This window comes from Streptomyces sp. NPDC056480 (assembly GCF_042795405.1).
In the GTDB taxonomy this organism is placed as follows: domain Bacteria; phylum Actinomycetota; class Actinomycetes; order Streptomycetales; family Streptomycetaceae; genus Streptomyces.
This window is the reverse complement of record NZ_JBHTSA010000061.1, coordinates 27,530-50,223: the sequence shown is the minus strand read 5'-3', so window position 1 is coordinate 50,223 and position 22,694 is coordinate 27,530. Positions and strand designations below refer to the sequence as shown.

14 protein-coding genes are annotated in these 22,694 nt (G+C 71.4%); 6 read left to right on the top strand and 8 right to left on the bottom strand.

What is annotated here, in order from left to right; genetic code table 11:
• The first annotated feature begins 256 nt into the window (after window positions 1-256).
• The 6 genes from ACFQ79_RS24840 (at window position 257) to ACFQ79_RS24815 (ending at window position 13,407) form a co-directional block, all read left to right on the top strand.
• On the top strand, window positions 257-3,628 hold the full coding sequence (locus ACFQ79_RS24840) for a CARDB domain-containing protein (protein ID WP_383587003.1): 3,372 nt from the start codon (window positions 257-259) through the stop codon (window positions 3,626-3,628).
• A 31-nt stretch (window positions 3,629-3,659) separates the two neighbouring features.
• Window positions 3,660-7,946, top strand: coding sequence for a discoidin domain-containing protein (locus ACFQ79_RS24835; protein WP_383587000.1), 4,287 nt, complete (start codon window positions 3,660-3,662; stop codon window positions 7,944-7,946).
• Between the two features lie 307 nt (window positions 7,947-8,253).
• Complete coding sequence (locus ACFQ79_RS24830) at window positions 8,254-9,672, top strand: ABC transporter substrate-binding protein (protein WP_383586997.1); 1,419 nt, start codon at window positions 8,254-8,256, stop codon at window positions 9,670-9,672.
• A gap of 92 nt (window positions 9,673-9,764) precedes the next feature.
• The gene (locus ACFQ79_RS24825; protein WP_383586995.1) at window positions 9,765-10,730 is read left to right on the top strand and encodes a carbohydrate ABC transporter permease; all 966 of its coding nucleotides are present in this window, start codon (window positions 9,765-9,767) and stop codon (window positions 10,728-10,730) included.
• Between the two features lie 16 nt (window positions 10,731-10,746).
• Window positions 10,747-11,622 (top strand): carbohydrate ABC transporter permease, encoded by an 876-nt coding sequence (locus ACFQ79_RS24820; RefSeq protein WP_383586993.1) that lies wholly within the window; start codon window positions 10,747-10,749, stop codon window positions 11,620-11,622.
• 174 nt (window positions 11,623-11,796) lie between these two features.
• Window positions 11,797-13,407 (top strand): alpha-amylase family glycosyl hydrolase, encoded by a 1,611-nt coding sequence (locus ACFQ79_RS24815; protein WP_383586991.1) that lies wholly within the window; start codon window positions 11,797-11,799, stop codon window positions 13,405-13,407.
• Between the two features lie 95 nt (window positions 13,408-13,502).
• On the opposite strand, the gene ACFQ79_RS24810 is transcribed toward ACFQ79_RS24815, so the two are convergent.
• The 8 genes from ACFQ79_RS24810 to ACFQ79_RS24775 all read right to left on the bottom strand — a co-directional run bounded on the left by ACFQ79_RS24810 (window position 13,503) and on the right by ACFQ79_RS24775 (window position 22,694).
• Window positions 13,503-14,255: an NUDIX hydrolase gene (locus tag ACFQ79_RS24810; RefSeq protein WP_383586989.1), complete on the bottom strand. Its 753-nt coding sequence runs from the start codon at window positions 14,253-14,255 to the stop codon at window positions 13,503-13,505.
• Complete coding sequence (locus ACFQ79_RS24805; RefSeq protein WP_383586987.1) at window positions 14,239-15,654, bottom strand: hypothetical protein; 1,416 nt, start codon at window positions 15,652-15,654, stop codon at window positions 14,239-14,241. The genes ACFQ79_RS24810 and ACFQ79_RS24805 overlap by 17 nt, the downstream gene beginning before the upstream one ends.
• 106 nt (window positions 15,655-15,760) lie before the next feature.
• On the bottom strand, window positions 15,761-17,095 hold the full coding sequence (locus tag ACFQ79_RS24800) for an NADase-type glycan-binding domain-containing protein (protein ID WP_383586985.1): 1,335 nt from the start codon (window positions 17,093-17,095) through the stop codon (window positions 15,761-15,763).
• Window positions 17,096-17,100: 5 nt separating this feature from the next.
• Window positions 17,101-17,694 carry a phage tail protein gene (locus ACFQ79_RS24795; RefSeq protein WP_383586983.1) on the bottom strand — a complete coding sequence of 198 codons (594 nt, stop codon included), beginning with the start codon at window positions 17,692-17,694 and terminating at the stop codon, window positions 17,101-17,103.
• Window positions 17,691-19,679, bottom strand: a complete 1,989-nt coding sequence (locus ACFQ79_RS24790; RefSeq protein WP_383586981.1) for a putative baseplate assembly protein — start codon at window positions 19,677-19,679, stop codon at window positions 17,691-17,693. The genes ACFQ79_RS24795 and ACFQ79_RS24790 overlap by 4 nt, the downstream gene beginning before the upstream one ends.
• A 10-nt stretch (window positions 19,680-19,689) precedes the next feature.
• Complete coding sequence (locus tag ACFQ79_RS24785) at window positions 19,690-20,088, bottom strand: GPW/gp25 family protein (RefSeq protein ID WP_030317086.1); 399 nt, start codon at window positions 20,086-20,088, stop codon at window positions 19,690-19,692.
• A 54-nt stretch (window positions 20,089-20,142) separates the two neighbouring features.
• Window positions 20,143-21,957, bottom strand: a complete 1,815-nt coding sequence (locus ACFQ79_RS24780; RefSeq protein ID WP_383586979.1) for a VgrG-related protein — start codon at window positions 21,955-21,957, stop codon at window positions 20,143-20,145.
• The gene (locus ACFQ79_RS24775) at window positions 21,954-22,694 is read right to left on the bottom strand and encodes a LysM peptidoglycan-binding domain-containing protein (RefSeq protein ID WP_383586977.1); all 741 of its coding nucleotides are present in this window, start codon (window positions 22,692-22,694) and stop codon (window positions 21,954-21,956) included. The genes ACFQ79_RS24780 and ACFQ79_RS24775 overlap by 4 nt, the downstream gene beginning before the upstream one ends.

Below are 22,694 nucleotides of genomic sequence, written 5' to 3'. Positions count from 1 at the left end.
CCTCACCGCCTCCCCGGCGCCGGAGCCGTTTCTCGTTGACCTGCGCGGATGCGGCGGCCCAACCCCCGTTTCTGTCACGGCTGTTGACAAAGCGGTGACCTGCTAGAAACCTGACACCCCGGCGGCGCAAAAGATTAACGAGAATGCTCAATAAGTCTGCATCTCGCCGTCATTCATTGTCAGAGTTCCGCTGGGTTCCTGGCGAGAGGCCGTGTGCCGGCTCCGAAGCCGTGGCCCAGCAGGCGGAGAGGCCCATATGAGAGGCAAAATCCTGAGCTGGCGGCTGACGATCGGTGTGCTGATCGCCGGACTGATCGCCGTCGGACTCCTTCCGGTCACCGCGTACGCGGCGGCCGCGACCAACCTCGCCCTCGGCAGAACGGCCACGGCATCGGGTGCCCACGGCGCCTACCCGGCCGGCAACGTCACCGACGGCGGCCAGCAGTCCTACTGGGAAGGCCCCGCAGGATCGTTCCCGCAGTGGGTGCAGGTCGACCTCGGCGCCGGAACCCGCGTCGACAGCGTCGTCCTGAAGCTCCCCACCACCTGGGAGGCCCGCTCCCAGACCGTCGCCGTGCTCGGCAGCACCGACGGCAGCACCTTCACCACCCTCGCCGCGCCCCAGTCACGGGCCTTCGACCCCTCCGCGTCGAACACCGTCACCGTCGGCGTCACCTCCACCACGACCCGGTACGTCCGCGTGCAGGTGACGGCCAACTCCGGCTGGAACGCGGCCCAGCTCTCCGAGGTCGAGATCTACGGCGAGAGCGGCGGCGGCCCGGTCGACCCGCCGCCCACCGGCACCAACCTCGCGCGCAACAAGCCCATCGAGGCGAGCTCCACGACCCAGACGTACGTCGCGGCCAACGCCAACGACGACAGCACCACCAGCTACTGGGAGTCCGCCGGACTCCCGGCCGACCTGACGGTGAAGCTCGGCGCCAACGCCGATGTCACGGCCGTGGTCGTCAAGCTCAACCCGGCTCAGGTCTGGGGCCCGCGCACCCAGGCCATCCAGGTCCTCGGGCGGGAACAGGCCGCCTCCGGCTTCACCTCGCTCAAGGCCCGCGCCGACTACGTCTTCAACCCCTCCGCCGGGCAGAACACCGTCACCATCCCGGTCTCCGGACGCTATGCCGACCTGCGGCTGACCTTCTTCTCCAACACCGGCGCCCCCGGCGCCCAGGTCGCGGAGTTCCAGGTCGTGGGCGCGGCGGCACCCGGCCCCGACCTCACCGTCACCGATCTGACCTGGTCTCCGTCCACCCCCTCCGAGACGGATGCCGTGACCGTCCACGCCACCGTGCGCAACGCCGGCACCGCGGCGGCCGCCGCCACGACCGTCGAGGTCAGTGTCGAAGGCGCCGTGGCCGGTTCCGCCCAGGTCGGCCCGCTCGCCGCCGGCGCCTCCGCGACCGTCCCGGTCACCGTGGGCAAGCGGCCCATGGGCTCGTACACCGTCTCGGCGGTGGTCGACCCGACCGACACCGTCCCCGAGCAGGACAACGGCAACAACAGCCGGACCGCCGCCACGAAGCTGGTCGTCGGCCAGAGCCCCGGCCCCGACCTGCGGGTCACCGGGATCGCCAGCAACCCGACCAGCCCCGCCGTCGGCTCCGCCGTCACCTTCACCGTCGCGGTCCAGAACCGCGGCACGACCGCCGCCGCGGGCACGGTCACCCGGCTGACCGCCGGCACCACCACGCTCAACGGCACCACGGGAACCATCGCCGCGGGTCAGACGGTCAACGTGCCGATCTCCGGCAGCTGGACCGCCACCACCGGCGGCGCCACGCTCACCGCGACCGCCGACGCCACGGGCACCCTCACCGAGACCGACGAGACGAACAACGTCTTCTCGCGCTCCCTCGTCGTGGGCCGGGGCGCCGCCGTGCCGTACACCGAGTACGAGGCGGAGGACGCCCGCTACCAGGGCACCCTGCTCACCGCCGACCAGAAGCGGACCTTCGGACACACCAACTTCGCCACCGAGTCCTCCGGCCGCAAGTCGGTCCGGCTCACCGCCACCGGTGAGTTCGTCGAGTTCACCTCCACCAACCCGGCCAACTCCATCGTCGTCCGCAACTCCGTGCCCGACGCGGCCGCGGGTGGCGGCGCCGACGCCACCATCAGCCTCTACGCCAACGACGTCTTCGTCCGCAAGCTCACCCTGTCGTCCAAGCACAGCTGGCTCTACGGGAGCACCGACGACCCCGAAGGACTCACCAACCGCCCCGGCGGCGACGCCCGGCGCCTCTTCGACGAGTCCCACGCCCTGCTCGCCCAGTCGTACCCGGTGGGCACGAAGTTCCGCCTCCAGCGCGACGCCGGGGACTCGGCGTCCTTCTACATCATCGACCTGATCGACCTGGAGCAGGTCGCGCCCCCGGCCGCCAAGCCGGCGAACTGCGTCTCCATCACCGAGTACGGCGCCGTCCCCAACGACGGCATCGACGACACCGACGCCCTCCAGCGCGCGGTGACCGCCGACCAGAACGGCCAGATCCCCTGCGTCTGGATCCCCGCCGGCCAGTGGCGCCAGGAGCAGAAGATCCTCACCGACGACCCGCTCAACCGCGGCCAGTTCAACCAGGTCGGCATCCGCGACGTCACCATCCGTGGCGCGGGCATGTGGCACTCCCAGCTCTACACCCTCACCCCGCCGCACGAGGCCGGCGGCATCAACCACCCGCACGAGGGCAACTTCGGCTTCGACATCGACCACAACACCCAGATCTCCGACATCGCCATCTTCGGCTCCGGAGCGATCCGAGGCGGTGACGGCAACGCCGAGGGCGGCGTCGGCCTCAACGGACGCTTCGGCAAGGACACCAAGATCAGCAACGTCTGGATCGAGCACGCCAACGTCGGCGTCTGGGCCGGCCGCGACTACTCCAACATCCCCGAACTGTGGGGCCCCGGAGACGGTCTCGAGTTCACCGGCATGCGGATCCGCAACACCTACGCCGACGGCATCAACTTCGCCAACGGCACCCGCAACTCCACCGTCTTCAACTCCTCCTTCCGCAACACCGGCGACGACGCCCTGGCCGTCTGGGCCAGCAAGTACGTCAAGGACACCTCGGTCGACGTCGGCCACGACAACCACTTCCGCAACAACACCATCCAGCTGCCCTGGCGCGCCAACGGCATCGCGGTCTACGGCGGTTACGGCAACACCATCGAGAACAACATCATCTCGGACACCATGAACTACCCCGGGATCATGCTCGCGACCGACCACGACCCGCTGCCCTTCTCCGGCCAGACCCTCATCTCCAACAACGCCCTGCACCGCACCGGCGGCGCGTTCTGGAACGAGGACCAGGAGTTCGGCGCCATCACCCTCTTCGCCCAGGGCCAGCCCATCCCCGGCGTCACCATCCGGGACACCGACATCCACGACTCCACCTACGACGGCATCCAGTTCAAGACGGGTGGCGGCGAGATGCCCGACGTGAAGATCACCAACGTCCGCATCGACAAGTCGGTCAACGGCTCCGGGATCCTCGCGATGAGCGGCGCCCGCGGCAGCGCGACGCTGACCGGCGTCACCATCACCAACTCGGCCGAGGGAGACGTCCTCGTCGAGCCCGGTTCCCAGTTCGTCGTCAACCGGACCGGCTGACCCCGTGCCCAAGAATCGAGAGCGAGGACGGATGAGTTTCCACCACTGGAGATCACGGGGCCTGAGCGCCGTGATCGCGACCAGCCTCCTGGCCCTGGGAGGACCCCTGATGTCCGCCCGGGCGGCGGGCGGCCCCAACATCGCCCTGGGCGACACCGCCGCGGCGTCCGGATCCCACGCCGAGTACGGCGCCGCGAACATCACCGACGGCAACCAGGGAACGTACTGGCAGAGCGCCGGCAGCACCCTGCCCCAGTGGGTCCAGGTCGACCTCGGCGCCACCACCCGGGTGGACGAGGTGGTCCTGAAGCTGCCCGCCGGCTGGGAGACCCGCAACCAGACGCTGTCCGTCCAGGGCAGCGCCGACGGCACGAGCTTCGCCACCCTCAAGAACTCCGCCTCCTACACCTTCGCCCCGGGCGCCGCCAACACCGTGACGGTCTCCTTCCCGGCCACCCAGGCCCGGTTCGTACGGGTCGACATCACCGCCAACACCGGCTGGCAGGCCGCGCAGCTCTCCGAACTGGAGGTCCACGCGGCCGACGGATCCTCGGCCAACCTGGCGAGCGGCCGCACCCTGACCGCGAGCAGCCACACCGAGGTGTACACGGCGGGCAACGCCAACGACGGCAACCGGGCCACCTACTGGGAGAGCGCCAACAACGCCCTCCCGCAGTGGATCCAGGCCGACCTCGGCTCGTCCGTCCGCGTCGACCGGGTCGTCCTCCGGCTTCCCGACGGCTGGGGTGCGCGCAGCCAGACCCTCAAGATCCAGGGCAGCGCGAACGGCACCGCCTTCACCGATCTGACCGCCGCCCAGGCGTACGCCTTCGACGCCGCCGGAGGACGGGCCGCGACGATCACCTTCGACGCGACCACCACCCGGTACGTCCGGGTCCTCGTCACGGCGAACTCCGTACAGCCCGCCGCCCAGCTCTCCGAGCTGGAGGTCTACGGGCCGGCCTCGGGCGACACCCAGGCACCGTCCGCACCCGCGAACCTCGCCCTCACCCAGCCGGCCACCGATCAGATCCGGCTCACCTGGAACGCCGCCACCGACGACACCGGTGTCACCGGCTACGACATCTACGCCAACGGCACCCTGCTGACCAGTGTCGCCGGGAACGTCACCACCTTCACCGACACCCGGCCGGCGAACCAGACGGTCACCTACCGCGTCCGCGCCAAGGACGCGGCGGGCAACCAGTCCGCCGACAGCAACGCCGTCACCCGCACCGGTGACACCGGCGACACCCAGGCCCCGACGGCGCCGGCGAACCTCGCGTTCACCGAGCCCGCCGCCGGCCAGGTCAAGCTGACCTGGAACGCCTCCACGGACAACACCGGCGTCAGCGGCTACGACGTGTACGCCAACAACGTCCTCCGGGGCAGCGTCGCCGGAAACGTCACCACGTACACCGACACCCAGGCGGCCTCCACGACCGTCACCTACCGCGTCCGCGCGAAGGACGCGGCGGGCAACCAGTCGACCGACAGCAACGCCGTCACCCGCACCGGCAGCGGCGGTGGCGGCTCCAACCTCGCCGTCGGCAAGGAGATCGACGCCTCCTCCGTCGTCCACACCTTCGTCGCGGCCAACGCCAACGACAACAACGTCAGCACCTACTGGGAAGGGGCCGGCGGCAGCTACCCGAACACCCTGACCGTCAAGCTGGGCTCCAACGCCGACGTCAACAGCCTCGTCCTCAAGCTCAACCCGGACACGGCCTGGGCGACCCGCAGCCAGACCGTCGAGGTCCTCGGCCGGGAGCAGAGCGCCACCGGCTTCAGCGGCATCACGGCGGCGAAGAGCTACACCTTCGACCCGGCGAACGGCAACACCGTCACCATCCCCGTCACCGCCCGCGTCGCCGACGTCCAGCTGAAGTTCACCGCCAACACCGGCTCCGCGGCGGGCCAGCTCGCCGAGTTCCAGGTCATCGGCGTCCCCGCCCCCAACCCCGACCTCGAGGTCACCGGCCTCACCACCACGCCCGCCTCGCCCGTCGAGTCGGACCCGATCACCGTCACCGCCACCGTCCGCAACAGCGGACCGGCCGCCGCACCGGCCAGCGCCGTGGCGCTGCGCCTCGGCGGCACGAAGGTCGCCACCGCTCAGGTCGGCGCCCTGGCGGCCGGCGCCCAGACCACGGTCGGCGCCTCCATCGGCGCCCGTGACGCCGGCAGCTACCAGCTCAGCGCCGTCGCCGACGAGGCGAACGCCGTCATCGAGCAGAACGAGTCCAACAACACCTACACCCGCCCCACCGCCCTGGTGGTCGCGCCGGTGTCCAGCTCCGACCTGGTCGCCGCCTCGGTGACCACGTCGCCGTCCAGCCCGGCCGCGGGCGACACGGTCACCTTCAAGGTGGCCCTGAGGAACCAGGGCACCGCGGCGAGCGCCGCGGGCGCCCACGGGGTCACCCTCACCCTGACGGACTCGACGGGCGCCACCGTCAAGACCCTGACGGGCACCCACAACGGAGCCCTCGCGGCCGGTGCGGGCGCCGAGGTGAACCTCGGCCCGTGGACGGCCGCCAACGGTTCCTACACCGTGAGGACGGTCGTCGCCGACGACGCCAACGAACTCCCGGTCAAGCGGGCCAACAACACCTCCACCCAGCCCCTCTTCGTCGGCCGCGGCGCCAACATGCCGTACGACATGTACGAGGCGGAGGACGGCACCGTGGGCGGCGGTGCCACCGTCGCAGGGCCGAACCGCACCATCGGCGACATCGCCGGAGAGGCCTCCGGTCGCAAGGCCGTCAGCCTGGACGCGACGGGGGAGTACGTCGAGTTCACCACCCGGCGCTCCACCAACACCCTGGTGACCCGCTTCTCCATCCCGGACTCACCGGGCGGCGGCGGCATCGACTCCACCATCAACGTGTACGTCGACGGGGCGTTCAAGAAGTCGCTCCCGCTGACGTCGAAGTACGCCTGGCTGTACGGCGCCGAGGCCGGTCCCGGCAACTCCCCGGGCTCGGGCGCACCCCGGCACATCTACGACGAGGCGCACCTCCTCCTCGGCGAGACCGTCCCGGCGGGCAGCAGGATCAGGCTCCAGAAGGACGCCGCGAACACCTCCACGTACGCGATCGACTTCGTGAACCTGGAACAGGTGGCCCCGGTCGGGAACCCCGACCCGGCCACGTACGCCGTGCCGGCCGGGTTCGGGCACCAGGACGTGCAGAACGCCCTGGACAGGGTCCGGATGGACACCACCGGCACGCTGGTGGGTGTCTACCTGCCGCCGGGCGACTACCAGACCGCGAGCAAGTTCCAGGTGTACGGGAAGCCGGTCAAGGTGGTCGGCGCCGGACCGTGGTTCACGACGTTCCACGCGCCGTCGACCCAGGACAACACCGACGTCGGCTTCCGGGCCGAGGCGGCGGCCAAGGGCTCGCTGTTCAAGGGCTTCGCCTACTTCGGCAACTACACCTCGCGCATCGACGGACCGGGCAAGGTCTTCGACTTCGCGAACGTCACGGACATCGTCATCGACGACATCTGGAACGAGCACATGGTGTGCCTCTACTGGGGCGCCAACACCGACCGGATCACCATCAAGAACTCCCGGATCCGCAACATGTTCGCCGACGGCATCAACATGACCAACGGCTCGACGGACAACCACGTCGTCAACAACGACGCGCGGGCCACCGGTGACGACAGCTTCGCCCTGTTCTCCGCGATCGACGCCGGCGGCGCCGACATGAAGAACAACGTCTACGAGAACCTCACCACGACCTTGACGTGGCGAGCGGCGGGCGTGGCCGTCTACGGCGGCTACAACAACACCTTCCGCAACATCCATATCGCCGACACGCTCGTCTACGCGGGCATCACCATCTCGTCCCTGGACTTCGGCTATCCGATGAACGGCTTCGGCACCGAGCCCACGACGTTCGAGAACATCTCCATCGTCCGGGCGGGCGGCCACTTCTGGGGCTCCCAGACCTTCCCCGGCATCTGGGTGTTCTCCGCGTCGAAGGTCTTCCAGGGCATCAGGGTGAACCATGTGGACATCGTCGACCCCACGTACAGCGGGGTGATGTTCCAGACGAACTACGTGGGCGGTCAGCCACAGTTCCCCATCAAGGACACCGTGTTCACGGACGTCTCGATCACGGGCGCGCGCAAGAGCGGTGACGCGTTCGACGCCAAGTCCGGGTTCGGCCTGTGGGCCAACGAGCTGCCCGAGTCGGGACAGGGGCCCGCCGTGGGGGAGGTGACCTTCAACGGGCTGCGGCTGAGCGGCAACGCGGTGGACATCCGTAACACCACCTCCACCTTCAAGATCAACGTCAACCCGTAGTCCGGCCGGCGGGACACCCCGCCGCTCCCCTCGCGAGGCCGATGCAGGTGGCTTGCAGCCACTTGCATCGGTCTTGCGTGCGTTCTGTCGCCCGCGCTGCGCCACGAGCCCCTAGCCCCCGGCTCCGGGCCCCTGAACTGTCGGTTTCCTGAGTGGCCAACCCGGCCCATCAGCCCTCGACTGTCAGGCAATTACGAAATCAGCGCGATATCTTGCGTTCACTTGTTGATGGTGGTTGAGTGTGCGACGCCCCACAACGCACAGGCGGTGGGGCGACCTCCACGTTCAGGCCCGAAGGGGACCACCCATGAGAAGTGCCCGGTTCCGCCGTACGCGCCGCGCCAGCGCGGTCACCCTCGTCTCCGCGCTCACGCTGACCGCGCTCGCCGCCTGCGGCACGAGCAGCAGCAGCAACAACGGCAGCGGTGGTTCCGAGGGCAGTGGGTCCTCCGACCCCACCGCCCCGCTGGACCCGAAGACCAAGGTCACGCTCACGATCGACTGCATGCCCCCCGCGGCGAAGGCGGCCGAGCTCAAGGAGTGGAAGGCGGACGTCGCCGAGTTCAACAAGACGTACCCCAACGTCACCATCGAGGGCCGCTCCACCCCCGGCCAGTGTCTGGAGCCGCCGCGTTTCACCGCGATGCTCAAGGCCAAGTCCCAGCCGGACATGTTCTACACCTACTTCACCGACCTGCCGCAGGTCCTCTCCGAGAACGGCGCCGCGGACATCACCGCGTACGTCAACGACAAGAGCGTCCCGCTCCTGAAGGACATCGACCCGAACGTCCTGAGCTCCCTGAAGCAGGACGGCAAGCTGTACGGTCTGCCCACCAGCAACTACACGATGGGCCTGCTGGTCAACCGCAAGCTCTTCACCCAGGCGGGCCTGGACCCCGACGCCCCGCCGCGCACCTGGGAAGAGGTCCGCACCGCCGCCAAGAAGATCGCCGCACTCGGCAACGGAGTCGCGGGCTTCGGCGAGTACAGCGCCGGCAACACCGGCGGCTGGCACTTCACCGCCCAGATGTACAGCATCGGCGGCGAGGTCGTCGACGCGAGCGGCAAGAAGGCGGCCTTCAACAACGAGCTCGGCAAGCAGGTCGCAGAGAACCTCCACGCCATGCGCTGGGAGGACGACAGCATGGGCAAGACCCAGCTGCTCAAGTGGGGCGACCTGCAGAAGCAGATAGCCACCGACAAGCTCGGCATGTTCCTCGCCGCCCCCGACGACATCGCGTACATGGTCCAGCAACTCGGCGCGAAGTACGAGAACTTCGGCATGGGCCCGATCCCCGGCGAGAAGAACACCCTGGCCGGCGGAAACGGCTACATGATCAAGCAGGGGATCTCCGGCGACAAGATCAAGGCAGCCATCGCCTGGCACAACTTCAAGAACCTCACCGTCGCCAAGGGACAGTTCGACTGGGCCCGCACCAAGCAGGACGCCCTCCCCGTCGGTGTCCCGCAGCCCAACTTCTGGCTGAACGACTCCAAGACGAAGGACGACGCCGCCCGCGTCACCCACGCCACCATGCCGGTCCAGAACTTCAAGTCCTTCATGGACAACCCCGTCGCCGGCAAGGCCGAGCCGCCGAAGGCGCAGGAGGTCTACAAGGTCCTCGACAACGTGATGTCCGGCCTCCTCACCAACAAGGACGCCGACATCGACAAGCTCCTCGCCACCGCCGAGGCACAGGTCAACCAGGTCCTCGCCACCCAGTGACGGGCACCGGTGGGGGCGGACCGACCGCCCGCCCCCGCCGGCCCTCCACTCCTCCCAGGACCACCCCGGCAGACCAGTACCAAGGAGCGACGATGTCGGCCCCCAGCCTGACCCCGAGCACGACGGGCAGCGCCCGCCACTCCCCGCCGGCCGCGGCGGGACCCGTACCCCCCGGTGGCCGTGCCCGCTTCGCGAAGAGCCTGCGGCGCAACCTCACCGCCCACGGCTTCCTCATCGGCGCCGTGCTCTGCTTCGCCTTCTTCTCCTGGTACCCGATGGTCAGGGAGGTCCTCCTCGCCTTCCAGAAGACCGAGAGCGGACAGTCGACCTGGGTCGGCTTCGACAACCTCGTCACCGTCGTCAACGACCCCGCCTTCTGGCAGGCCTGGCGCAACACGCTCCTGTTCACCGTGCTCGCGCTCGTCTTCGGCTTCGTCGTCCCCTTCGTCGTCGCCCTCGTCATCAACGAGTTCCACCACGGCCAGGGCTATCTGCGCCTGCTCGTCTACCTGCCCGTGATGCTCCCGCCCGTCGCCTCGGTGCTCCTCTTCAAGTACCTGTACGACCCCGGCTACGGCCTCCTCAACGAGCTCCTCCGCTTCCTCCACCTCCCCGAGCAGCAGTGGCTCCAGGACCCCGACCTCTCCATGCTCTCCGTGGTCATCGCCTCCACCTGGATGAACATGGGCGGCGCGGCCCTGATCTACCTCGCCGCGCTCCAGAGCATCCCCGGCGAGCTGTACGAGGCGGCCGAGCTCGACGGCGCCGGACTGTTCCGCAAGATCTGGCACGTCACCATCCCGCAGACGCGCCTGATCCTCTCCCTGATGCTGCTCATGCAGGTCATCGCCACCATGCAGGTCTTCGTCGAACCGTTCCTGCTCACCGGCGGCGCCGGCCCCGAGGGATCGACCACGACCGTCGTCTACCTCATCTACCAATACGCCTTCAACTTCAACAACTACGGTGCCGCGGCGGCGCTCGGCCTGCTCCTCCTCGTACTCCTGGCCGGATTCTCGGCCGCGTACGTGAAGCTCAGCCGCGCCGAGGACGAGTAGGACCGGGGAGACCAGCATGTCCACACGCACACTCATCTCGCCGGCGCAGCTCGCCCGCCCCCGCGGCAAGGCCCTCTACCGGGTGGTCTTCGCCCTCGTCGTCGGCGGCTTCACCCTGGCCTTCCTCGGCCCCCTCTACTGGATGGTGTCCAGCGGCTTCAAGGACACCCAGGAGGCCGTCCAGACCCCGCCGACCCTGGTGCCGGAGAGCTTCGCGCCGGAGAACTACGCACGCGCCTGGGAGGTCATGGACCTCTCCACACTGCTCTTCAACACCCTCTACTACGCGTTCGGCGCGCTCGCCTTCCAGCTCGTCCTGGACGTGGCGGCCGCCTACTCCCTCTCCAAGCTCCGGCCGATCTTCGGCAAGGCCGTGCTCGGCATGATGCTCGCCACCCTGATGATCCCGGCGACCGTCCTCGTCGTACCCCAGTACCTGACCGTCCTGGACCTGCCGATCTTCGAGCGCAACCTGCTCAACTCGCCCTGGGTGATCTGGCTGCCCTCGGTGACCAACGCGTTCAACATCTTCCTGCTCAAGCGCTTCTTCGACTCGATCCCCAAGGAACTCCTGGACGCCGCGTCCATCGACGGAGCGTCCCCGATGCGGATCCTGTGGTCGATCGTGCTGCCCATCTCACGGCCGATTCTCGGCGTCGTCTCGATCTTCGCCGTCGTGGGGGTCTGGAAGGACTTCCTCTGGCCGATGCTCACCCTGCCCGACCCGGCCGGACAGACCCTCAACGTCGGCATCTACTCCCTCTCCAACGGCGTCCCGGTCAACGTCCTGATCGCCGCGCTCGCCATCGCCTCCGTGCCCACCCTCCTCATCTTCCTGGTCTTCCAGCGCAACATCATGAGCGGCCTCACGGCGGGCGGCCTCAAGGGCTGACCGGCCCTCCGCGTCACCGGGGCCACCGGCACCGGCAGCCACCCGGCCACCCCGCCGGCCCGACCGCCCACGCCCTCCGCACCACCCCATGCCTTCGTCGCCGGCCCGCCGTCCATGCCCCGCAGCAACCGGGCCGGCGACGAAGAACCCCGACCTGCCCGAAAGGACCGTCACGTGGCAGCCCCTCACTCGCATCGCACCGACGACTGGTGGCGCGACGCCGTCATCTACCAGGTGTATCCGCGCAGTTTCGCCGACGGCGACGGCGACGGCACCGGGGACCTCGCGGGCGTCCGGGCGAGACTGCCCTACCTCGCCGAACTCGGCGTCGACGCCGTCTGGTTCACGCCCTGGTACCTCTCGCCCCTGGTCGACGGCGGCTACGACGTCGCCGACTACCGCACCATCGACCCCGCCTTCGGCACCCTCGCCGAGGCCGAGAAGCTCATCGCCGAGGCCCGCGAACTCGGCATCCGGGTGATCGTCGACATCGTCCCCAACCACATATCCGACCAGCACGCCTGGTTCCGCGCCGCCCTCGCCGCCGGCCCCGGCAGCCCGGAACGCGAGCTCTTCCACTTCCGGCCCGGCCACGGCGAGAACGGCGACATCCCGCCCAACACCTGGCCCTCCCAGTTCTCCGGACCGACCTGGACCCGGGTCGAGGACGGCGAGTGGTACCTCCACCTCTTCACCCCCGAACAGCCCGACCTCAACTGGGCCCACCCGGCCGTCCGCCGCGAACACGAGGACGTCCTCCGCTTCTGGTTCGAACGAGGAGTCGCCGGCGTACGGATCGACTCCGCCGCGCTGCTCGCCAAGGACCCGGCCCTCGCCGACTTCGTCGAGGGCGTCGACCCCCACCCGTACATCGACCAGGACGAACTCCACGACATCTACCGGTCGTGGCGCGCCATAGCCGACGAGTACGGCGCCGTCTTCGTCGGCGAAGTCTGGCTCCCGGACTCCGAACGCTTCGCCCGCTACCTCCGCCCCGACGAACTCCACACCGCGTTCAACTTCAACTTCCTCTCCTGCCCCTGGGAGGCGGACCGGCTGCGCCGCACCATCGACGACACCCTCGCCGAACACGCCCCCGTCGGCGCCCCCGCGACCTGGGTCCTCTGCAACCACGACGTCACCCGCACGGTCACCCGCTACGGGCGCGCCGACACCGGATTCGACTTCGCCACGAAGGCCTTCGGCACACCCACGGACCTCGCCCTCGGCACCCGGCGGGCCCGCGCGGCGGCCCTGCTGACCCTGGCCCTCCCGGGATCGGTGTACGTCTACCAGGGCGAGGAGCTGGGCCTGCCCGAGGCGGAGGTGCCGCTGGACCGGATCGAGGACCCCATGCACGCCCGCTCCGGCGGCACCGACCCCGGCCGCGACGGCTGCCGCGTACCGCTGCCGTGGACCGCCGGAGCGCCCTGGTACGGGTTCGGCTCCGACGCCGGCTCCGAGCCGTGGCTTCCCCAGCCCCGGGACTGGGACGACTACGCGGTGGACCGGCAGCAGGCGGACGAGGACTCGATGCTCGCGCTGTACCGCGAGGCGCTGAGGCTGCGCGGCACGGTCGAGGGCTTCGGCGACGGCCCCCTGACCTGGCTGCCCGCGGCGGAGGGCGTACTCGCCTTCGCCCGCGGCGAGGGCCTGAAGTGCCTGGTCAACCTCTCCGCGACCCCGGCCGGACTCCCCGCGCACGAGGAACTGCTCCTGGCGAGCGGCCCCCTGGACACCGAGGGACGACTGCCCGCGGACACGGCGGTGTGGCTGCGGACCTGACCCCGCGCGCACGGCTGCCGAACGCGCCCGGTGCCGGTCCCCGGCACCGGGCGCGACGTGCCGCGCCGGGCGGCTCGCCGCCGCCGGACGCGCGCTCAGACCTCGTCGCCGTACCGGCGGAGGACCTGGGGCAGATAGTCCGCGCCCGGACCGAGGCGGTCCGCCTCCGCGGGTGACGACACGAAGGCGACCTCGTCAAGCTCGGGCCCGGCGCCGTGCCCGGTCTCCGCCGCCACGAGATCGGCATGCCGACGGAGCACGAGCGCGCCGGTCACCGGCGGGGCGAGGAAATGGAAACCGAGGCTGCCGAACCGGCGTCCACGGGTGACCGCGAACAACCGCAACTCCCCGTCGGCGATCCGGACCCCGAGCTCCTCGGCGAGCTCGCGCGCGGCGTCCCGCCGCAGGGCCGCCCCGTCGAGCGGCTGCCCGTCGTCGGGCGGTTCCACCGAGCCGCCCGGGAGCGTCCAACGGCCGGGCGCGGCCGTGGTGCGAGCCCCGCGGCCGACGACGAGCCCCCGCTCGGTGGGCAGCAGCACCGTCACGAACACCGACCCCGGCACGTCCCCGGAGGGCCGGAGGACCCGCAGGGCCCGGTACCGGTACGAGAGCCGCGCCCAGTGCGCCACCAGCACCCCGGGCCCGGGGAGGTCGATCCCCAGACTCGCGACCAGCGGCCCGTCGAACGTGGTGGGACTCCGTTCCCTCGTGCCGGCCCACAGCCGGTCCACCTCCCTCTGTTCCCACGGCGTCAGGGCGGGCGGAGGGTGCTCGACGAAACCGATCCGGCGGACGTCGAGGAACTCCACGGGCCGCGCCCGGCGGTGGTCGCTACCTGAGGCGGTCACGGAGCACCTCCTCCACCCTCGTCCCCGCACCGCGGATCAGGTCCGTCACCGCGTCCGACACGGCGTGCATCCGGGGCTCGCGGAGGTCGAGGACCGGCGTCGGGTTGGAGACGCCGTGGGCGACCAGCAGGTTCATCAGGGGCCAGAGCGCCTCGGAGCGTCTCGGCAGCGGGATGCCGACCCCGTCCGGCGCGATGACCTGGGCCGTCGTGACTCCGGCGAGAAGATTCGTGCGGGCCCAGTCGACCACCAGGGACCGGCCGTTCGGGCCGGCCCGGAGGACGACGTCCCTCGTGTGGTGCAGGACCGCCAGGTAGTTCATCGGGACCGTGAGGCGCCGGACCACGTCGTACGCGGGAGAGCCGTCCGCCGGACGGACGCGGAGCAGCGTGTCCAGGACCGGACCGTGGTACTGGAACGTGGTCCGGCCGCGCAGCGACAGGAACCGGGCGAGCACCAGGTGCCCACCGCGGCGCGACCAGCGGCGGGGGACGGAGCCGAACGCTCCCTCCTCGCCCGGGAGGAACTCCGCGAGACGACGGGCCTCCTCGCCCGGCTCGGTCACCGGCGCCCGCTGCTCGGTGACATCGCGGGCCACGGCCGCGTACCGGGCCGCCGTCGCCGCGTCGAGGCGCCGGAGGTCGATGAGGTCGCCGTCCATCACGACACCGCCGACCGACCGTGAGATCCGCATCTGCTCCAGCTGTCGGCGGGCGAAGCGGGTCACGTCGGTGACGCGTCCGTCGAGGTCGATCACCCGGCAGGTCCTCGTCCCCGCGAGGAGGAGGCTGCGCGGCCAGAGGACCGTGACCCTCCCCGGCGTCGGCGCGTCCGGGGGATCGACCAGGACGGCCAGCCGCCCCGCCGTGATCGCGGAGAGACAGAGGGACGGCACCCGCACCTCCTCGGTGACCTCGCGTCCCCCCGAGCCCCGACCGGTGTCCTCGCCGTCGTGGACCCACAGCCTCAGCCCGACCGTCGCCTTGAACTCCGCCGGATCGTGATCACCCCCGTACGTCGTGAACGAGGCACCGCCTTCGGGGTCGTAGCCCACCAGCGACGCCTCGCGGACGTCCGCCCGCACCAGGCGCGCGCCCACCGCACCCCCGGCGGAGCGGGGCGCCCACACCACCGAGGTGTCGTCCCCGTACGCGGAGCGCGTGTCCCCCGCACGGTCCCGCCGGGTGATCCGGGGAAACTCCTGCCGCGCGCTCCGGACGGCGGCGAAGGGGATCAGCGCCGTCCCGACCACCCCGATGCCCGACGCCCCGGCCACCCAGAACCATGCGGCGCCCTCGACCCGGGCGACGTACGCCACGACGAGGAACGCCGGTCCGGCCAGACCGGCGAACGCGGCGAGGATCAGATTGCCGGCGAGCACGCCGGTGTAGCTGCGCATGGACCCCTCCTTCAGTCAGATACCCCGGGGATCATCGTTCTTCCTCGTTCCGTGCCTGAGAAGGGGTCCCGGCCCCGTTTTCCGCGCCTTTCCCGCACGCGGGGGGTCAGGACACGGACCTGCCGAAGAACTCCAGCTCCGCGACGGCAACCTGCTTCGTGGGATCGGCCCGCCACGCCGTGCGGAGCACCAACTGCACCGTGAGCGCGTCCCGTACCCGCACGTCCACCCGCTGGGTTCCGCCGTCGTCGATGCGATGCTGCGAGACGTGCGTCTCGCCGGCGGAGTCCTTGACCACCAGGTCGAAGGTCCGCGGGGTCGCCTGGCCGTCGGCCTGCGTGGTGTTCTTCGAGCTGCCGGGGGTGATCAGGACGCTCAGCAGATCGGTCGGCTCGGCGAACCGGGCCTCCATGTACTGCCCCGCCGAGTCGCCCGCGTACCCCGTGCCCCACCAGGTGTTGGAGTACCCGTCGCCCGCGAGCTTCGCCTGCTGCCGCGGCGCGGAGTGGGAGGCCGCCCAGGCCACCGGGTGGACCGGGACCCGCTTGGCGAAGTGGTCCTGGACCGCCCGGACGGCCGGCGGGCCGCCGACGACGCCGCCGACCACCAGGGTGACGACCCCCGCCGCGATCAGGGCCCGGACGATCCAGCGGCTCCGGTCGCGGGTGAGTCCGGGACGCCGGCCCGCGTACGGGCCCTCGGCCGTCGAGAGCTGTTCGGGGACCATCGGAGTCGCGCAGAAGCGGCAGAAGTGACGCCCCGGGGCATTGGCCAGCGAGCAGGCCGGGCACGGCGTGCCGCCCTGAACGGGGACGGGTGTCTCGGCGGCCCGGACCGTCGGCCGGGCCGCCTCAGGACGCGCGGGGAGCACGGGCGCGGCGACGGCCGGTTCCACGGGACGGTTCCCGGGGACCGGGACGAGGAGGGACCGTACGAGCGTGTCCGACGGCCCGTCGGACGCCGGCCCGTCGGACGCCGGCCCGTCGGACGCTCGCCCGTCGGACGCCGGCCCAGCCTCCGGTACGGGCTCGGGCGTGGGACCGGATACGGGTGCGGAACCGGGTGCCTCCGGGGCGGGGGCCACGGCGGGCAGCGGGGCGGTCACCTCCTCCGGACCGACGGAGGACCGGCTGTCCGGCACGTCGGCGGGGGAGCCGGCCGACCCCTCCGCGGCGGTCCGCGACGAGTCGTCCGCGGGCGTGGCCTCCGGCTCCGCCCGGACCGGCCCCCCGGGAACCGAAGCGGCCGCGGCGGACGGCGCCACGGCCGACGAGGCGGGCGAGGCGGGCGGTGCGGCGGTGGCCGAGCCTTCCGCGCTCGCCGCGCCGGCCGGGCTGTCCCAGCGCAGGAACGCCCCGCAGCTGTCACAGAACGACTGGTCCGCCGCACGCACCGGGCTCGCGCAGTCCGGGCAGGGGCGGGACAGGGACGCGTCACTCATCAGGGTCAAGCTCCTTCGGATGGACGGGAAGAGGTCGCCGGGGGCGGCGGGGAGTGCGTCACCGAGACCGTGAACGGCAGATGCGCGGGGCGGGCCGCGGCCACGACCGCGCGCAGCCGGTGCGGATCCACCGCGGCCGGGTCGGCGACCCGGAGCACCACGTGCAGTCCGGCGACAGGCGCCCCCGGGAACGGCCCCAGCGGCGCGGACGACCAGCTCGCACCCCCGCTCTCGGAGATCTCCGGGGGGACGCCGAAGGCGAGCCGGACCGCCGCCGCCAGCCCCTGCCGGGTGCCGCGCACCCGGTGCAGCGCCACGGCCGAGGCGACCGCGTGCCGGCGGAGCGCCAACGGCTCGTCGCCGTCCAGCTCCGCGCCGACCCAGGTCGCGAGGTAGTCCACGAAGTCGGCGGGGGCGAGCGCCGGCGAGAAGTACGCCTCGAGGGAGTCGAGGACGTTGAAGAGCGGAGCGAGGACGACGTCGAGGCCGGACACGAACCGCTGCCCGAAGTCGTCCTCCGCGTACACGGCGGGCAGCGCCGCACCCAGCGGGTACGGCGTCGCGAGGCCCGGAACCGTCCCCCGCGCCGACCCGCTCACCGCGCCTCGATCACACGGACGCGATGGTCGAACGGGAAGAGCAGCGCGGACGGCGCCAGCTCGATCCGGTCCGTCGTGTCACCCCTGCGGCCGGTCAGCGGATCGGCCGGATGCAGCAGGACCTCGTCCACGAGCTCCACGCCCGGTACCCGCTGGAGCGCCGCGAAGACCTCACCGGCCCGCAGCGGGCGCCCGAACGGCCAACCCTCGCCGTGCGCCCCGCCCGTCAGCGGGTCCAGGTACGCGTACAGCGCGTCCAGCGCCTCCGCCCGTACGCGCTCCGCCTCGGCGGCCCGGAAGGAGTGCAGCGTCGCCACCACCGTCACGCCCTGGTAGAACGGCGGCCCGACGGCCAGCCGCGTGCCCAGCGGCCGGCGCTCGTCGAGGAAGCCCGTCACCCGGGACAGCAGCTCCTCGCCCGGCACGAGCTGCTCGAACCGCAGCCGGCCGCCCCGGTCCGGCACGGCCTGCGGCACGACCAGGACCCGGACCGCGTTGTCGCCGGCCTCTGCGGCGTCCGCCGCCAGGCAGGAGATCCGCGCCGCCTCGGGCGCCGCCCGGCGCGCCAGCTCCTCGTAGTCCCGTGCGGTGACCGCCCGCTCCTGGGCACGGAGGCTGATCGGCGCGCGGGACTTGGCCTCCTCGACGGTCTCCCCGTCCACCCCGCCGCGCGCCGCCTCGCGGTTCTCCACCCGCGCGATGTACGGGATGGAGCTGCGCAGCACGGTGATCGTGGAGCGGGCCACGTTCCCCGCCCGGCCGCCCCCGGTGCCGTACCGGACCGCCCGGATCGCCGCCCCCTTCGGCGGCACGGCACCGAACTGCCGCAGCGTGCCGTCCGGTTGGCGTACGCACGGCCCGAAGGCGATCTCGCCCGTGGTCGCGTCGAGGGTGAAGTGCCGGTCACCGGGGCGCGATGAGGCGAAGTCACGGACGACGGTCCACTCCTGCCAGCCGGCCTCCGGGTCCTCCTCGTCGACGCCGCCGTCCGCCCGCTCGGCGACCTGGAGCAGCAGCGGCGGCCGGTCCACGACCGGCGCGTGCGCCAGCCGCAGCCGCTGCGCCGGAACACCCTCGGACTCGCCGAGCCGCTCGTCGCGCACCGCCTCGGCGTGCGCCGCGCGGACCGTCCCGCCGATGGTGAACGCCTCCGCCGCCCTCACCGTCGGCGACTCGCTGTACGACGGCAGACCCGTGGCGGCCTCGACGACCCGGCAGCGCACCCAGCCCGCCTCGTGCCCACCGAGGCGCGACACCGCGTGCCCGGACGGCATGTGCAGCACCACCTCGCCCGGCCGGTTGAGCCCGCCCGTGGAGTCCTCGTCGACCTCGCACGCGACCCAGCCCTCGGCCCCGGTCCAGGCCTCCCACACCAGCGGCGGCCTGCGCGGATCCACACCGACGCCGTCCACCCGGCTGTCCAGGTCGAGGACGAGGACACAGTCCGGCACCGCCGCCGAGAGGCCGAGCAGCAGCAGATCACCGACGCGCGGCAGGGGGGAGAAGGCGGGCACGTCCGTACCGCCGAGGAGATCCTGCGAGCGGTCCTCGGGCGCGCCGCCCGCCTCCTGGCGCAGGATGTGCGTCAAGGAGCAGGGCACGACGGTCAGGTCGGAGGCCGTCGCGAAGACGACCGCCTCCTCCGTCTCCGTACGCCCGGTGGACACCTCCGTACCCGTGGGCAGCACCACCGGTTCCGGCTGCGGCGCCGAGAGCCGGAAGGTGATGTCGGCGCGGGCGGCCGCGGGCGGGAACAACGTCACCCCGAGCAGGTCGAGGAAGGCGAGGTGGTTCTTCTCCGGGACCCGGTTGAGGCGGTAGACGAGCTGGTCCGCCATGTGCGCGACCGCCTCGACCAGGGTGACGCCCGGGTCCGAGACGTTGTGGTCGGTCCACTCGGGGCACGCCTGCTGGATGTAGCGCTTGGCGTCGTCGACGAACTGCTGGAAGCGGCGGTCGTCGAGATGGGGTGCGGGCAGGGCCATGGTGGCTCTTTCAGTCCTCGGAGGGGATGACGTAGAAGGGGAAGACGAGGTTGCGCGGGTTGTTGGCACCGCGGACCCGGTAGCGGATGTCGATGAAGAGAGTGGTCGGCTCCCCGGGGGCGGGAGAGACCGTGACCTCCTCCACGTCGATGCGCGGCTCCCAGCGGTCGAGCGAGGACATCACCTCGTACCGGACCCGTCCCATCGTCGAGTCGTTGACCGGGGCGAACACCAACTCGTGCACGGCGCAGCCGAATTCGGGCCGCATCGGCCGCTCGCCCGGGGCGGTGGCGAGGACGAGCCGCATCGACTCCTCGATCTCGCGGTCGCGCCGGACGAGCGCGATGGAGCCGCTCGGGCCGGTCCGCAGCGGGAAGGCCCATCCCGCGCCGACGAAGTGCTCACTCAAGGGAAGGTCCTCCTCTGGATTCCGTGGAACGGGGCCGGGCGGCGGGAACGTTCATCAGAACGGCGCGATCGCCGAGGCGGGGTTGAGCATCGGGGGACTCAGGGTGTGGAACATCGGCGCGTTGACGACGGCCGTGGTCACCGCCGACACCTTGAACTTCGTCCCCGCCTTGATGTCCACGCCGAGTCCCGCGTCCAGCGTGATCCGCCCCGTCGCCGAGAGCGTCAGATCCGCCCCCGACTCGACCGTCACCCCCTTGGCCCCCGAGATGGTGACCGTCCCGTCGCTGTCGATCGTCAGGGTGGTGCGGGCCTCGTTCAGCTCGACACTCAGCCCGCCCTTCGCGGTGCGCAGCCGGATGCCGTGCGAGGCACGCGTCCGGCCGCCCTCCTCGCGCAACTCCACGGTGTGACCGGTGCGGGAGGTCAGGGCGCGCCACTGGACGCGCCCGCTGGTCGGATCGACGGGCGGCACCCGGTCGGTCGCAGGAGTGTGCTTGTCGACGCCGTTGTACAACCCGGCCAGCACGTACGGGTGTTCAAGAGAACCGCGGTCGAAGGCGCACAGCACCTCGTCGTCCACCTCGGGCAGCATCAGACCGCCGCCCCCGCGCCCGCCGAGCTGGGCGACCCGGCACCAGCCGCTCTCGTACGTCGCCGACAGCCATGGGAAGCGCAGTCTGACCCGGCCCAGCGAGAGCGGGTCCTTGGTGTTCGTGACCAGCGCGACCGCGACACCGGGCATCGGCGGGGCCGCCTCCCCGCCGCCGGAGGCCGTCCCGTACAGCGAGCGGAACTGCCGCCCGGACACGGTCAGCCACGTGGCGAACTGCCGCCCGGACGCGAAGACATGACGCACCCCCGTCGCCGTGTACCGCCCCTCGAAGGGGAAGCCGGCGCCCTTCACGGCCACCGGCTGCCCCGGCTTCAGCGCCGGATTGCCGGTGACGGCGACCTCCAGCTCCGCGAACGACCCGGTGACGTCGTCGGCGAGCGCCGTCGCCGCCTGGGTCACCTCCGACTGCGTCGTGAACGGCGTGTCCGTCGCGGCCAGTTCGGCCGGACCGAACGGCGCGGAGAGCTGCGCCGGGGTGATGTCCGAGACGATCTCCCTGCTCGCGACGGCGGGCGTCGGCGAGGACAGCGCCTGCTTGGTACGGGGATCCCAGCCCCGCACGTCCACCTTCCCCACCTGCCCGGCGGCGGTCACCGACACCCGGCTCTGCAGCGTGTTGCTCCCGAAGTCCAGGACGTACGGGCTGGCCGCCGCCGGCGTGGTGTCGGCCGGCGCCGAGGAGGCCGGCGGCAGCGCGGCGAACACCAAGCGCCCCGCCGGGTCGAGCGACAGCCGGACGTCGTTCTCGCGCGCGAGCCGGGAGAGGAAGTCCCAGTCGGTGATGTTGGGCTGGGTGGCCAGCTCGTACACCGTCGGCGTCGCGTCGACCCTGCCCAGCGGGATCCGGTTGAGCCCGGCGAGCTTCCTGACGATGTCGGAGGCCGTCATGTTCGGATAGCCCTCGACGCGCCGGCTGCGCAGCAGACGGTGGCCGGGATCGTAACCGCGCACGATCAGATACCGGCCGTGACCGGGCGCCGCGTCCACCTCGACGGCCGTGACCTCGCCGGTGAGCATGGGTTCACCGAGCCTGCCGTCGGTGAAAGGGGACAGCACCGCCATCGCGCCGACCTTGAGGAACGGGAACTTCGTGGTGAGGGTGCCGTCCTTGTCGCTGAACGTCAGCTGGAACGCGGACGGGACGTTGACGCTCGCGTCCACCCAGCCCTCGGTGAGGCGGACCGCGAGCGGGTCCGGCAGCGGCGTGCCGTCGAGCTGCACGTGGAGGACGGTGGTGAAGGTCTTCTCGCTCATGGGGCGCCCTCGGTCTCCGGCGTTTCGGTGGTGGACGGGAGCAGCAGTTCGGTGCCGGGGCGCAGCCGCATCGGGTCGTCGATGCGGTTCGCCTCCGCGATGACCCGCCAGCGGGTCGCGTCGCCGTACTCGCGCCAGGCGAGGGAGGCGAGGGAGTCACCCGCGACCGTGCGGTGCACCCGGCGGGCCGAGAGCGCTCCGGACGTCGGGTTCTGCTTCTTGGTCGCGCTGGAGATCTCGGTCAGGGAGAGCGAACAGGTCGCGCGGATCGGGATCCCGCTGGGGCTGAAGAGGGTGTACGTCGCCGACACGGACGTCACGTACGCGACGAACTGCACCGTCGAGAACGATCCCCAGGAGAACCGCACCCACGGCGGCGACGGCGCCTTCGCGGCGATGCTCTGCTGCGTCACCTCGCAGCAGGAGAGGAGCAACTCGACCTGCTGCTGCACGTCGTTCGACGACGGGTCCCCCGAGCGGTCCAGGAAGACCTCCAGCTGGAGCTGGGCCGGCTCACTGCCGGTGAACTTGGGCGGCGCACCCCGGTCGTACGCGACGGCCTGCTCGGTGAACCAGTGCGCGGAACGGCTCAGTTGGAGCTGATCCGGATTGAACTCGAACTTCACCTCGCCGAGCTTCCCGCCGTACGAGCCGGACAGGTCGGTCGGCGGCTGGTGGATGGCGAGCGCGGCGCGGGAGAGGCCGCTCGCCGTCGACCCGCCGAAGAACGGGGCCAT